13 protein-coding genes are annotated in these 13,967 nt (G+C 60.5%); 3 read left to right on the plus strand and 10 right to left on the minus strand.

Annotated elements, in window-relative coordinates; all coding sequences use genetic code 11:
* Positions 1-200: 200 nt before the first annotated feature.
* Complete coding sequence (locus M5G26_RS15515) at positions 201-1,430, plus strand: nucleoside recognition domain-containing protein (RefSeq protein ID WP_273915879.1); 1,230 nt, start codon at positions 201-203, stop codon at positions 1,428-1,430.
* A 117-nt stretch (positions 1,431-1,547) separates the two neighbouring features.
* On the opposite strand, the gene M5G26_RS15520 is transcribed toward M5G26_RS15515, so the two are convergent.
* The 9 genes from M5G26_RS15520 to M5G26_RS15560 all read right to left on the minus strand — a co-directional run bounded on the left by M5G26_RS15520 (position 1,548) and on the right by M5G26_RS15560 (position 12,136).
* On the minus strand, positions 1,548-2,174 hold the full coding sequence (locus tag M5G26_RS15520; RefSeq protein ID WP_273915880.1) for an ABC-type transport auxiliary lipoprotein family protein: 627 nt from the start codon (positions 2,172-2,174) through the stop codon (positions 1,548-1,550).
* The gene (locus tag M5G26_RS15525; protein WP_038364971.1) at positions 2,171-3,109 is read right to left on the minus strand and encodes an MlaD family protein; all 939 of its coding nucleotides are present in this window, start codon (positions 3,107-3,109) and stop codon (positions 2,171-2,173) included. The genes M5G26_RS15520 and M5G26_RS15525 overlap by 4 nt, the downstream gene beginning before the upstream one ends.
* A gap of 1 nt (position 3,110) precedes the next feature.
* Positions 3,111-3,914: an ABC transporter ATP-binding protein gene (locus M5G26_RS15530; RefSeq protein WP_007911797.1), complete on the minus strand. Its 804-nt coding sequence runs from the start codon at positions 3,912-3,914 to the stop codon at positions 3,111-3,113.
* Positions 3,911-5,059 carry an ABC transporter permease gene (locus M5G26_RS15535; RefSeq protein ID WP_038364956.1) on the minus strand — a complete coding sequence of 383 codons (1,149 nt, stop codon included), beginning with the start codon at positions 5,057-5,059 and terminating at the stop codon, positions 3,911-3,913. The genes M5G26_RS15530 and M5G26_RS15535 overlap by 4 nt, the downstream gene beginning before the upstream one ends.
* A gap of 54 nt (positions 5,060-5,113) precedes the next feature.
* Positions 5,114-6,142: a DUF5924 family protein gene (locus M5G26_RS15540; RefSeq protein ID WP_016986428.1), complete on the minus strand. Its 1,029-nt coding sequence runs from the start codon at positions 6,140-6,142 to the stop codon at positions 5,114-5,116.
* A 185-nt stretch (positions 6,143-6,327) separates the two neighbouring features.
* The gene (locus M5G26_RS15545) at positions 6,328-7,707 is read right to left on the minus strand and encodes a M16 family metallopeptidase (RefSeq protein ID WP_273915881.1); all 1,380 of its coding nucleotides are present in this window, start codon (positions 7,705-7,707) and stop codon (positions 6,328-6,330) included.
* Between the two features lie 177 nt (positions 7,708-7,884).
* Positions 7,885-9,543: a Na/Pi cotransporter family protein gene (locus M5G26_RS15550; protein WP_122596873.1), complete on the minus strand. Its 1,659-nt coding sequence runs from the start codon at positions 9,541-9,543 to the stop codon at positions 7,885-7,887.
* 432 nt (positions 9,544-9,975) lie between these two features.
* The gene (locus M5G26_RS15555) at positions 9,976-10,743 is read right to left on the minus strand and encodes a TerC family protein (RefSeq protein ID WP_007911817.1); all 768 of its coding nucleotides are present in this window, start codon (positions 10,741-10,743) and stop codon (positions 9,976-9,978) included.
* Between the two features lie 85 nt (positions 10,744-10,828).
* Complete coding sequence (locus M5G26_RS15560) at positions 10,829-12,136, minus strand: CitMHS family transporter (protein WP_122842098.1); 1,308 nt, start codon at positions 12,134-12,136, stop codon at positions 10,829-10,831.
* Positions 12,137-12,458: 322 nt separating this feature from the next.
* Here M5G26_RS15560 and M5G26_RS15565 point away from each other — a divergent pair, with 322 nt between their 5' ends.
* Complete coding sequence (locus M5G26_RS15565) at positions 12,459-12,860, plus strand: GFA family protein (RefSeq protein WP_150694364.1); 402 nt, start codon at positions 12,459-12,461, stop codon at positions 12,858-12,860.
* Here the strand turns inward: M5G26_RS15565 and M5G26_RS15570 are convergent, their stop codons facing one another.
* Positions 12,861-13,187 (minus strand): DOPA 4,5-dioxygenase family protein, encoded by a 327-nt coding sequence (locus M5G26_RS15570; RefSeq protein ID WP_134176523.1) that lies wholly within the window; start codon positions 13,185-13,187, stop codon positions 12,861-12,863.
* Positions 13,188-13,269: 82 nt separating this feature from the next.
* On the opposite strand from M5G26_RS15570, the gene M5G26_RS15575 reads away from it, so the two are divergent.
* Complete coding sequence (locus M5G26_RS15575; protein ID WP_273915882.1) at positions 13,270-13,935, plus strand: NAD(P)-dependent oxidoreductase; 666 nt, start codon at positions 13,270-13,272, stop codon at positions 13,933-13,935.
* Positions 13,936-13,967: the final 32 nt, after the last annotated feature.

Below are 13,967 nucleotides of genomic sequence, written 5' to 3' on the forward strand. Positions count from 1 at the left end.
TGCCGCAGGCTGCGATCTGTTGATCTTGCTTTTTAAAAACAAAATCAAAAGATCGCAGCCTTCGGCAGCTCCTACAGGAGATTGAGGTCAACCCGGTAAATGGGGTGGCAGCAGGTACACACAAACCCCGGAGAAATCCGGGGTTTGTCGTTTCTGGCGACCCCGCTATCATTCGCCGCATTCTTCGGGGGATTTGACTGATGCTTAATGGCCTGTGGCTTGGCTTCTTCATCGTGGCAGCCGTGTCGGCGCTGGCGCAGTGGCTGATCGGCGGCAACGCCGGGATCTTTGCGGCGATGGTGGAAAGCATTTTCGCCATGGCCAAGCTCTCGGTCGAAGTCATGGTGCTGCTGTTCGGCACCCTCACCCTGTGGCTGGGCTTCCTGCGCATTGCCGAGAAGGCCGGGATCGTCGAATGGCTGGCCAAGGTGCTCGGCCCGCTGTTTCTGCGGCTGATGCCGGAAGTCCCGCCCGGTCACCCTGCCCTCGGCCTGATCACCCTGAACTTCGCTGCCAACGGTCTGGGCCTCGACAATGCCGCGACGCCCATCGGCCTGAAAGCCATGAAGGCGCTGCAAGAGCTCAATCCCAGCGCCACCATCGCCAGTAACGCGCAAATCCTCTTCCTGGTGCTCAACGCCTCCTCCCTGACCCTGCTGCCGGTGACAATCTTCATGTACCGCGCCCAGCAAGGCGCGCCGGATCCGACGCTGGTGTTCCTGCCGATCCTGCTGGCGACCAGTTGCTCGACGATTGTCGGCTTCCTCTCGGTAGCGTTCATGCAACGGCTGCGGATCTGGGATCCGGTGGTGTTGGCGTATCTGATCCCCGGTGCGCTGATTCTCGGTGGCTTCATGGCGCTGTTGGGTACTCTTTCGGCAACGGCATTGGCGGGATTGTCGTCGATTCTCGGCAATCTCACGCTGTTCGGGTTGATCATGCTGTTTCTGATCATCGGCGCTTTAAGGAAAGTGAAGGTTTACGAAGCGTTCGTTGAAGGCGCGAAGGAAGGCTTCGACGTCGCGAAGAACCTGCTGCCGTATCTGGTGGCGATGCTCTGTGCGGTGGGCGTACTGCGCGCATCGGGGGCGCTGGACTTCGGTCTGGATGGCATTCGTCATCTGATCGAGTGGGCTGGCTGGGACACGCGGTTTGTCGATGCGTTGCCGACGGCGATGGTCAAACCGTTTTCCGGCAGTGCAGCGCGGGCGATGTTGATCGAGACGATGAAGACTTCGGGCGTCGACAGCTTCCCGGCGCTGGTCGCGGCGACGATTCAGGGCAGTACCGAGACCACGTTTTATGTGCTGGCGGTGTATTTCGGCGCGGTGGGGATTCAGCGGGCGCGGCATGCGGTGGGGTGTGCGTTGTTGGCGGAGTTTGCCGGTGTCGTGGGTGCGATCTTCGTCTGCTACTGGTTCTTCGGCTAAACAAATATCCAATGTGGGAGCGAGCCTGCTCGCGAAAGCGGTGTGTCATTCACGTTGATGTGTCTGACACGACGCCTTCGCGAGCAGGCTCGCTCCCACAGGGATTGGTGTTGGGGCTTAAGGTCTTTGGGGGGCGAGCGTTTGGCCTTGGTCGACGGCCCAGGCGACGACTTTGGCGGTCAGGCGATCACTGGCCTGACCAAACCCGGCGACCACCGCTGGCACCTGCACATCGCTCAACGGCTGGCGCTCTTCAAAGCGGCGACTGGCCAGAATCCGCTGGTCATAACCGCGCACGAGCAACGCATCAACCCGCACCACGACGCTGGCCTGCGCGCCCTGATACTCGGTCTGAAACGCTTGCAAACTCCCACCCAATTCCAGATCCGCAGCAAAGTTGCTGTCATCGGTACTGAGTAGCGTCACCCGACCATCACGCGCAAAGCCGTCGAGCAAACGATTACGCACCAGTACCGTTGCCGGATCGCTCCAGCGCGAACCCTTGTAGCTGCTGATCACGTCACCCTGCGGAATCACCGCAATCGTCGGCCGGTTCAACGCTTCACTGGCCTGCAGCTTGTTCAGCCGCAGCGACCAGGACTGAGTTGCCGGTGAAATGGTCGAGGCGGGCGCCTGGGCAGTCGGCAGGCGATAGACATCCGACGGCTCGGACTTAGGCAGAATCGAGCAGGCGCTGATCAAGGCAAAACCGGCAGCGAAGAGGGCGAGTCGAGTCAGCTTCATGGCGTGAATTCCTTGTTCTTGTCACGGCCCAGCAGATAGCCGCTGGGGTTGGCCTCAAGGCGTTGGGAAATAGCGCGCAGCGAGGTCAGCGTCTCACGCAGTTCGCGGATCGCCGGGGCCAGGCCATTGAGACCCTGCATGCCGTTGTCGAGGGAGTTTTCGTTTTTGCTGAGCAAGGTGCTGATGGTGGTCGTGCTTTGTTCCAGCGACTTCATCGCTTGCTCCGCGCTGCCCAGCGCCTGTTTGCCCTGATCGTTGATCAAACCGTTGGCGTTGCGCATCAGCAGCGACGTCTGTTCGAGCATGCTGCCGGCCTGTTTACCGACGGTCGCCAGTTGCTGCATGGCTTGCTTGATGTCACCGCGCTGATCGTTGATGGTGCCGGTGGTTTGCTCCAGATGCGCGAGGGTCTTGCTGACGCGCTCGACATTCTCGGCAGAGAACATCTGATTGGCGTTCTGCAGCAACGCAGTGATGCCGGTCATCAAATCGTTGGAGTCATTGAGCAAACGCGAAATAGGCGAGGGCGAGGCGACAATCAGCGGCAGTTTGCCGTCATGGCCGGTCAGTTTCGGGCTCTCGGGCGTACCACCGCTGAGCTGGATGATCGAAGTGCCGGTGATCCCGGCCAGCGCCAGTTTGGCCTGAGTGTCTTCCTTGACCGGGGTGTCACCGGCCAGACGAATCCGCGCCAGCACCCGTCGTGGGTCTTTTGGATCGAGGCGCAGGTTGATCACATCGCCGACCTTGATCCCGCTGTACTGCACCGGGCTGCCCTTGGACAAGCCACTGACCGCCTCGCTGAAGACAATCTCGTAATCCTTGAACTCGGTGTCGACACTGGACTTGGCCAGGAACAGACCGAAGAGCAGGGCGCCTGCCACCACGATCACGGTGAACAGGCCGATCAACACATGATGCGCTCGGGTTTCCATGTCAGACCTCGTTGAGCAATTTGGCGGCGTCCAGCGCCGAGCGGCCGCGCGGGCCGTGGAAGTATTCGTGAATCCACGCGTCATCGGTTTCCGAGACGACGTCGATAGGCCCTGCGACCAAGACCTTTTTCTGCGCCAGCACCGCCACGCGGTCAGTAATGGTGTAGAGCGTGTCGAGGTCGTGGGTCACCAGAAACACGCTAAGGCCGAGCGCATCGCGCAGGGTCAGGATCAATTGATCGAATTGCGCCGCGCCAATCGGATCGAGGCCGGCGGTGGGTTCATCGAGAAACAGGATGTCCGGATCCAGCGCCAGCGCCCGGGCCAGCGCGGCGCGCTTGATCATGCCGCCGGACAGCGACGCCGGGTATTTGTCCGCCGCCGACAACGGCAGACCGGCCAGCGCCAGCTTCACCGCCGCCAGGTGCTCGGCGTCGTTGCGGCTCAAGCCGGCGTGTTCGATGAGGGGCAGGGCGACGTTTTCGGTGACGGTCAGCGAGGAGAACAGCGCGCCTTTCTGGAACAGCACGCCAAAACGCCGCTCGACCAGCGAACGCTCATGCTCGGACAGGCTCGGCAGGTTCTTGCCGAACACTTTGACCATACCTTCGCTGGGCCGGCGCAGGCCGACGATACTGCGCAACAGCACCGATTTGCCACTGCCGGAGCCACCGACCACGGCGAGGATTTCGCCTTTGTACAAATCCAGATCGAGGTTCTCGTGCACGCTCTGGCTGCCGAAGCGATTGCACAGGCCACGGACTTCGATCACCGCCTCCGAGGGCGCACGGGGTAGACGACTCACCAGCCCATCTCCATGAAGAACAGCGCGGCCACCGCGTCGAGCACGATCACCACGAAAATCGACTGCACCACGGCGGACGTGGTGTGGGCGCCGACCGATTCGGCACTGCCGCTGACCTTGAAGCCTTCCAGACAGCCAATCGCGGCAATGATGAAGGCGAAGATCGGTGCCTTCACCAAGCCGACCAGAAAGTGCTGAACGCCGATGTCCGACTGCAGGAGCGTCAGGAACATCGCCGGTGAGATATCCAGCGACACTGCGCAGACCACGCCGCCGCCGATAATCCCGCAGAGCATCGCCAGGAAGGTCAGCATCGGCAACGCCACCAGCATCGCCAGCACGCGCGGCACCACCAGCAGCTCCATCGGGTCGAGGCCGAGGGTGCGGATCGCATCGATTTCTTCGTTGGCCTTCATCGAGCCGATCTGTGCGGTGAAGGCACTGGCGGTGCGCCCGGCCATCAGGATCGCTGTGAGCAGTACGCCGAACTCGCGCAGGAACGAGAACCCGACCAGGTCCACGGTAAAAATCGTCGCGCCGAAACTGGCCAGCACCGTGGCGCCGAGAAACGCCACCACCGCGCCGACCAGAAAGGTCAGCAAGGCCACGATCGGCGCGGCGTCGAGGCCGGTCTGTTCGATGTGCGCGATCATCGGCGTGATCCGCCAGCGCTTGGGCCGGAACAGGCTGCGCGCGATGGTTTCCATGATCAGGCCGACGAAGCCGAGCAATTGCAGGGTGTCTTGCCAGACGGTGTCGACGGCGCGACCGATGCGCGTGAGCAATTGCACACTGACGCTGATTTCCGGTTCCTTGATCGGCACGCAGAAATCGGTCATCGAGCAGTACACGGTTTGCAGCAGCGCGCGGTCGGCGGAGGTCAGGGTGCAATCGGGGTGTTCGGCGGATTGGCCCAGGCGTTCGGAGCCGAGCAGTTCGACCAGCAACGAAGCGCCAGCAGTGTCGAGAGCGCCGAGGCTGTTGAGGTCGATCGGGGTGTTGCCATCGTACTGGCCGTGGAGCTTTTCGCTCAGTTGCTTGAGCTCGGCGTAATGGGCAAGCGTCCAGTCCCCCGTGACCCGCAGACGAGCAGGGGTTATCGACGTGTCCAGTTGGGCATTACCGCTGATCGAGCTGCTGGTCATAAGCTCCGTGCTTGTTCGGCCTTTATGCGAACTAACGTAATAGCACGAACCGGATTACTTTTCTTTGATCGCTGTGCTGTCCGTGACTTCGAAGCGCAGTACGCCAATCACCTGGCCATCCTCGGTCAGCACGCGCACCTGCCATTTGCCCGCCGGGTTACCGGGGAAGTTCTGCTTGTGCGTCCACGCCCGGTAGCCTTCCTTACGCCCGCCGTGGATATCGAGGGCGATGCGGTCGACCTCTTTGCCGTTGAATTGCCAAACGTGATAAATCCGCTCATCCAGCCCGCGCGGCGCATTGATCGCGGTGTAGGCATACAGGCCATCGCCACGAATCTGCTCGGCGCTGACCGTGTCGAGGCTGGCGCCGGGGGTGCGATCCTGCATTTGCGTGCTGATCGCCACATCCGTCATCCACAGCGTCGCCGGCGGCACCCACGAACGCAGCGCCCAACCAACGCCACCGATGCCGACGGTGATGCACAAGATCGCCAGGGCATTGCGCACCGTGCGGATCGGGAAGATCGACGCCAGACTCGGGAACGACAACAGCACGGCAATGCCAAGCGCCCACTTGAAGCTTTGCGCGGTGGTCAGGTGCATGATCACCGGCAACGCGGTGAGCAGGGCGGCGAACAGGGTCAGGGTGTGCAGTGCGAGAAACGCCCAGCGCCGTGGCGCCAGCCATTTGTAATAGAGCGGATCGACGATCGAGATCAACGCGGCGACGCTGAGCAGGCCGGTGAAAAACAGCTGTCCGCTATTCCACGTCGTGGTGATGAAAAAGAACGGCAGGACGAAAAACAGGCTTTCCTGATGGATCATCTGCGTCGCGTAACGCAGCAGTGGCTGGGGAATCTCGCGTTTGAATACGCGGGTGAAGAGGCCGGTCAGGGTGTTTTCCAGCATCAGCCAGATCCAGCTGAGCAGCATGATCACGGTGATCCAGCTCGCCAGCCCTTGCTGACGATCGACCATGATGAAACTGCCGACCCCGGAAATGAAACCGCCGAGCGCAATAACCCCGGGATAGCGCTTCATCAGTTCGAGGATGCGCTGGATCAGGAGCTGTATTTTTGGCATTTGGGCAGTTCACGACTTGAGGGGAAAAAACCTCGACAGAGTAGCGCCCGCCGGGCGTTGTGGCGAGGCTGCCGGTCACTTATTCGGTGCATTTCAGGGCCTCAAAAGATCGCAGCCTGCGGCAGCTCCTACATTTGGAACGCAATCCCCTGTAGGAGCTGCCGCAGGCTGCGATCTTTTGATCTTCAACCCCGCTTGCGGTGCAAACGCCAGCCGATCAGGATCAACAACACCAGACCCAACCCACCCGCACTCAACCACAACAGCTGATCATCACTGATCAACGGCTTCTCGATCCGCAAATACCCCGGTTGCAACAGCAACTCACGCATGGCCTTGTTCGCCGCTTCCAGGGTCACTCCTTGCAGCTCGCGCGCGGGGTTGGCAAAACGGCCGTCCTGGTAATCACCGAGGGCGCTCCAGTAGTAATCCGCCATCGCGCTGTTGCCCTGGACCGCCCAGGCCTGATGGGCGATCGAGGCTTGTTTGATCCGCGCAAAGGTGTCCGGGTCGAGGCCGTTTTTCAGCAGATCAGCCTTGAGGTCTTCCATCACCTGAATGGCCTCGTCGACATCATCGCGATCGAGGTCGGCATTCAGGCTCATGAAGCCGACGCCGCCAAATACTTCACGCTCAGCCCACGGCCCGTAGGACAAACCGTGGTTGAGGCGGATCTGTCGGTACAGCGCCCAGTCGAGGTAATCCTTGAGAATGTCGAAGGTCTGGTCGTACTGATCATCGATCACCGGCTCCGGCACCAGCCAGTGCAGCTTGGCGCTGTCGCCGATAAAGCCACGGGTGAGGGTGCGTTCATGGGCGGCGCTGGTACGGATGTCCGGCAGCGGGCGGTGCTCGCTCGGATCGACCGCTTCGAGGGCGCCCCAAGTGCGTTCCAGATAGGCCGGCAGCAGTTTGTCGAGTTCGCCAACGACGATCAGGGTCATGTTGTTCGGCGCGTACCAGGCCTTGCGCACCTTCTCCAGTTGTTCCTGAGTCAGATGGCCGACTTCGGCCCGTTGCGGGCATTTCAGGCCCAGTTCGACGGCGAGCTGATTGCTCGCGGTGTGGCCGAGATCCTGACGATCGAGAAAGCGTTGCAGGCGTGTGTAGTGGCCGCCGTCCTCGCGCTCGACCACACGTTTGGCGGCGTTGATCGCGTTGTCGTCAATGCGCGTTTGCGTAAGCAGAGCGAGCAGCAGGTCGAGCACTTTGCGCTGGTTTTTCGCCGGGGCCTCGATGACAAACGTGGTGTCGGCGTTGCTGGTGAACGCATTCCAGTCACCACCCAGCGCCTGCATGCGTTCTTCCAGACCCCCTTCGCCAGTGGCATCGATGCCGCTGAACAACAAGTGCTCGAGCAAGTGTGGCAGCTCTTTGTCATCGCAGTCGAAATCATCGAGGCCGACGCCGACCACCAGCCGGATCGCCACATGCCCGCGCTCGGTGCCGGGCTTGAGCAGCAACTGCAAACCGTTGGGCAGCGCATAGCCTTCGACCTGAAAACGATCCAGGGCGAATGAGGGCAGGGAACCGAGCAACAGACAGGCGAACAACAGGCAACGCATAACAGGCTTCCGTACGGCTGATTTGGAGATCCGTGTCGTCAGTCAGGGCCCCATCGCTGGCAAGCCAGCTCCCACAAGGATTTGCGGCGTTCACAAAACCCTGTGGGAGCTGGCTTGCCAGCGATGAGGCCCTTGAGGCTGAACTCTGTGTTACTGACTGACCTTAACCCCAGTCGTTCAAGGCGAATGCGTAATGTCGGCAATATCATCCGCCGCCAGCGCCCCGGTATCCGCCGTTTCCAGCACCACATAAGCACTGCCGCAAAACAGCGAATTCAAGCGTTTCATGTCGGCAATCAACTCCAGGTGCAGCGAACTGGTCTCGATACTCTGCACGATCTTGCGTTGCAAACGGCTGACATGCGCATGGGCCAGACGGCGCTCCTGCGCGCGAAAGCGGCGCTTCTCGCGCAACAACTGCCGGGCACTTTCGCGGTCACCACTGAGGAACACCGAAAGGCCCAAACGCAGGTTGGAAATCAGTTGCTGCTGCAGTCCGGCGAGATCTTCCAGACCTTCTTCAGAAAACGAGCGGCGCTGCGAGGTCTTCTGCTGCTGGATCTTGCGCAGCATGCGTTCGATCAGGTCGCTGGCCAGTTTCAGGTTGATTGAAAGCTCGATGATCTCGGCCCAGCGTCGACTGTCCTGCTCGCCGAGGTCTTCGCGGGGCATCTGCGCCAGATAGAGTTTGATCGCGCTATACAAGGATTCGATGTCATCGGTCAGCCGACGTATTTCCTGGGTAACAGCGGTCTGCTTGCCGCGCAACACATCGAGGGTGGCGTCGAGCATGTTCTCCAGCAAATCGCCCATGCGCAGGGTTTCCCGCGCGGCGTTGGCCAGCGCCAGACTCGGTGTGACCAGTGCGGTGGCGTCGAGGTGACGCGGCTTGGCGGTGCCGTTGACCTCGGGGCGCTCCGGCAGCAGCCACGCGCAGAGTCGCGCCATCGGCCCTACCGACGGCAGCAGAATCAGGCAACGCGCAGTGTTGTAGAGCAGATGAAAGCCGATGACCATTTCCTGCGGGCTGAAATCGAGGCTGTCGATCCAGTGCACCAGCGGGTCGAGCACCGGAATGATCAACAGCAGACCGATCAGTTTGTACAACAGACTGCCCAGCGCCACTTGCCGGCCGGCGGCGTTCTGCATGCTGGTGCTCATGAAGGCGAGAATGCCGCTGCCGATGTTGGCGCCAATCACTAGACCGATCGCCACCGGCAGGCTGATCACACTGGCGCCGGCCAGGGTCGCGGTGAGCAGTACGGCGGCGAGACTGGAGTAGGAAATCATCGCGAACAACGCGCCGACCAAGGCGTCGAGGAGGATATCGCCAGTCAGCGAGGCGAAAATCACCTTCACGCCTTGCGCATGGGTGATCGGTGCGGCGGCCTCAACGATCAATTGCAGCGCGAGAATAATCAGCCCCAGCCCGATGGACACCCGGCCCATCTGCCCAAGGCGCGTCTGTTTGCGCGACAGAAAGAAAATCACCCCAAGGAAAATCAGCAGCGGCGACAGCCACGACAGGTCGAACGTCAGCACCCGCGCCATCAGCGCGGTACCGACGTCGGCACCGAGCATGGTCGCCAGCGCCGGGGTCAGCGCCATCAAACCCTGACCGACGAAAGACGTCACGAGCATGGCGGTGGCGTTGCTGCTCTGCACCATCGCGGTCACGACAATGCCAGCGACGAAGGCCAGCCAGCGCTTGGACATGTTCTGGCCGATCACATGCCGCAAGTTGGTGCCGTACACCCGCAGAATGCCGGTTCGGACGATGTGCGTGCCCCAGATCAGCAGGGCCACGGCGGAAAGCAGATTGAGCAGGGTGAGCATGCAGACCCCCTGTAGTAGCAGCGCCCCAGAGGGGCAAGTGGACGGTACCGCGCGGTTTCTACGTTTTTGATACTTAAGCTGTAGTTGGCTAACGGTCTGGGCGCCAGCATTGCACAGCTAAAGTGCCGATTGAAACAAAAGTGTCATGAAAAGCGCTTCATACACTCCCTTTAAATCAACGCCGTCTCCTGTGGGAGCTGGCTTGCCAGCGATGGCGTCGGCACAACCAACATTGATGTCGCCTGACACTCCGCTATCGCTGGCAAGCCAGCTCCCACAAGGTCCGCAGTGACTGAATGTTGCACAAACAACTGTGGGAGCGAGCCTGCTAGCGAAAGGGGTGGATCAGCCAACTTTTCAGTCGACTGACACTCCGTCTTCGCGAGCAGGCTCGCTCCCACAGGGGGTACTGCGTATTGCCGGACTAGCAGATTACTGGCCCGGGATGTCCTTGCGCAGTTTCACCGGATCTTGCTGCTGTCTCTTCTTGGCCATCGCGCCGCGCAGCTTGATGTTGATCGCTTCCACCGCCAGCGAGAACGCCATGGCGAAGTAGACGTAGCCTTTCGGTACATGCACGTCGAACGACTCGGCAATCAGCACGGTACCGACCACCAGCAGGAACGACAGCGCCAGCATTTTCAGCGACGGGTGCTTGTCGATGAACTCGCTGATCTTGCCCGAGGCCAGCATCATCACCAGCACTGCCACGACAATCGCCGCGACCATCACCGGCACATGAGAAACCATGCCGACGGCAGTGATCACCGAATCCAGCGAGAAGACGATGTCGATGATCGCAATCTGGATGATGGTGTAGAGGAAGTTGCCGCCCTTGCCACCCGGGGTTTCGTCGCTTTCGTCTTCGCCTTCCAGCGCGTGGTACATCTCTTGCGAGCTCTTCCACAGCAGGAACAGACCACCGAAGAACAGAATCAGGTCACGGCCGGAAATGCCCTGACCGAACACTTCGAACAGGTCGGCGGTGAGGCGCATGACCCAGGTGATCGACAGCAGCAACAGGATGCGGGTGATCATGGCCAGGCCAAGACCGAAGATCCGGGTGCGCTGCTGCATGTGTTTCGGCATGCGGCTGACCAGGATCGAAATCATGATGATGTTATCGATGCCGAGGACGATTTCCAGGGCGGTCAGGGTGAAGAAGGCAACCCAGATTTCGGGGTTGGTCAGCCATTCCATGTGTATTCCTTTGAGCGATTGTTAAACCGAAAAAGGTCCGGGCTTCAAACCGCGAAGCCAGGACCCGAAACGGTGAGTCTTGGGCTTATAGAGTGCTGAACATCGGGAAAGTCCCCAACAGCAGTGCAGCAATCAGAATGCAGATACATACCAGGATCGCCCATTTCAGGGTGAAACGCTGGTGGTCACCAAAATCAATGCCGGCCAGGGCTACCAACAGATACGTCGATGGCACCAACGGGCTCAGCAAGTGGACGGGCTGACCGACGATCGAGGCACGGGCCATTTCCACTGCGGTGATCCCGTAGTGACTGGCGGCCTCGGCCAACACCGGCAACACGCCATAGTAGAACGCATCGTTGGACATGAAGAAAGTGAACGGCATGCTCACCAGCGCCGTGATCACGGCCAGATACGGGCCGAGGAAATCCGGAATCACTGCCAACAGGCTCTTCGACATCGCATCGACCATGCCAGTGCCGCTCAGGATACCGGTGAAGATACCCGCCGCAAAGATCAGCCCGACCACTGCCAGCACGCTACCGGCGTGAGCCGCAACGCGATCCTTCTGCATCTGCAGGCAAGGGTAGTTGACGATCATGGCAATACTGAACGCGACCATGAACAACACCGGCAATGGCAGCAGGCCGGCGATCAGCGTGCACATCAGGCCGAAGGTCAGCGCACCGTTGAACCAGATCAGTTTTGGACGGCGTGCGTCGGGGAATTGCGAGACGCTGATTTCGCTGTGATCGACATCATCGCCAACCAGATGCAGCTCACCGAGACGTGCACGCTCACGCTTACCGTAAAAGTAGGCGATGACCAGGATCGCCAGAACACCAGCCGCCATCGCCGGAATCATCGGCACGAAGATGTCCGACGGGTCGACATGCAGCGCACTGGCGGCACGGGCAGTCGGGCCGCCCCACGGGGTCATGTTCATCACACCACCGGCAAGGATGATCAGACCGGCCATGATCCGCGGGCTCATGCCGATGCGGCTGTACAGCGGCAGCATCGCGGCCACGCAGATCATGTAGGTAGTCGCGCCGTCACCGTCGAGGGACACCACCAGCGCCAGCACGGCGGTGCCGACCGACACCTTCAGTGGGTCGCCCTTGACCAGTTTGAGGATCTTGCGCACGGCCGGGTCGAACAGGCCGGAGTCGATCATCAGCGCGAAGTAGAGAATGGCGAACATCAGCATCACGCCAGTCGGCGCCAGCTTGGTGATGCCTTCGAGCATCATCGGGCCGATCTTCGGTGCAAAGCCACCGAACAGCGCAAACAGGATCGGAATAATGATCAGCGCGATCAGCGCGGACAGGCGCTTGGTCATGATCAGGAACATGAACGTGATGACCATGGCGAAGCCAAGGAAAGTCAGCATGGGAATACTCCAGGCGTAGCGCGGCTAGTTAAATGAGCGGATCGGGCCGATCAGCGCAGAACGGGAAGCACGAGACGTACGGGCGGAGTTGAAGCGAGGAGGCGGGTTACAGAGGACATCAGAATCACCATTGTTGTTGTTAATTGGGCCGTTCGTGCGAGGTATCACACGCGTTGGCCAACCGGTCTGTTGCCGGAAGTGGAGGCGATGCTAATCGCGGAAGCTTTCAGCTACCTTTCGCTGAAGAAAGCTTTGGGTGAACGGTCAACCGGTCGTCGGATGCGAACCAGAGTCAATAAACACGGGAAGGAGGGCGTTCGACATGAGCGAATTGCACAGCGGCGGCTGCCATTGCGGACACATTCGTTATCAGTTCAGCGGGGCGTTGCAGGATATCGCCCATTGCCATTGTTCGATTTGCCGCAAGGTCAGCGGTGGGATTGTCACAACCTGGATCACCGTGCCGGCGGCAAATTTCCAATGGCTGGCCGGTACGCCGTCGCGTTACGACTCGTCCGCCAGTTGTGCGCGGTTCTTTTGCCCGCAGTGCGGCGCGCAACTGGCGCTGGTGACGTTGCTCAGTCCTGAAAGCATCGACGTGACCATCGCCACACTTGATCACCCAGAGCAGGCACCCGCCGAGCGACACATCTGGACGGACAGCCAATTGCCCTGGCTGCACCTGGACGAGCATCTGCCGGGCGAAGCCGAAGAAACGCTGTGATCAGAAAACAGACAGATTCAGCGGCCTGATCGCCCCCATCCAGATCGCATGCTCAGTGTGGTCGAGCAAATCATTGCCGGTGTCCGGGTGCAGGAATACCACCAGGCCTTGGCGATTGAGCGCCAGCCACGGCAGTACATCGGCGATCAGCTCCGGGCCGAAGGCCAATTGGCAGCTCCAGTCCGGATGCGGGCCGACCGGGCGTTCGTGGACGCGGCCCATTTTCAATGGAAACAACTGCGCGGCTTGCTCACACAACGCGCGCGCCTGATCGATGGTGTCGGCGTCGAAATAGACGTGGGCGTGGTAACCCTTGATCGCTTGCATCTGAAAGCCTCTGAATCGGTTCGAACCCTCGGCGTTGCCCGTATGTCACACGCCATACAAGGGATAACAAAAGGGATCAGCCATGAAAAATGCCGAAACCCCGGCGGTAAAAGTGGTGCTCTATGGTGCCATGAGTAGCCTGGGCTGCGCGTTGATGGCTGAATTGCTGCGCCGTCAGCATGAAGTCATCGCCATTCTCGACGATCTGACAGCGCTTGCGCCGCGTCCGGGCTTGCGCACCAAAACGGGTGATCTGTTCGATCTGGAGCGGGTCAATCAGAGTGTGGCGGGCAGCTCGGCGGTCATCTGCTTACTGGATGCGCCGGGCTTGCCGTTCAGCAGCGATCATGTGGAACGCTCGGTCGTGCTAGGCCCGGTCGAACAGGTGTTGGCCGTCGACGCGTTGGTCGATGGCCTGCAAGCGGCCAATGTTTCGCGGCTGTTTCTGGTGGGGGATTTTGCCGTGCTCGATGAGCCGGATGTCGATGATCGCCTGCAACGCCATGCCGCCGAAGAAATTCTCGAAGCCGTGCAAAGCAGCCCGCTGCACTGGACGCTGGTGAATGCGCCGCACGGCGTGGCCGGGCTGACCATTGAGCATTTCAGTCAGGTTGGCGGCAATCTCGAACCGGGTCTGGCCGAACCCCTGGAGCGCTTGAATCGCGTAGCGGTGGGGATTGCCGATGAGCTGAGGCTGAATTTACATGTGGGTGAACATGTAAATTTTGTGGCGGCTGCAGGTTCGTAAAAGATCGCAGCCTTCGGCAGCTCCTACAGGGG

It is taken from the genome of Pseudomonas sp. TNT2022 ID642, from assembly GCF_028656995.1.
In the GTDB taxonomy this organism is placed as follows: Bacteria; Pseudomonadota; Gammaproteobacteria; order Pseudomonadales; family Pseudomonadaceae; genus Aquipseudomonas.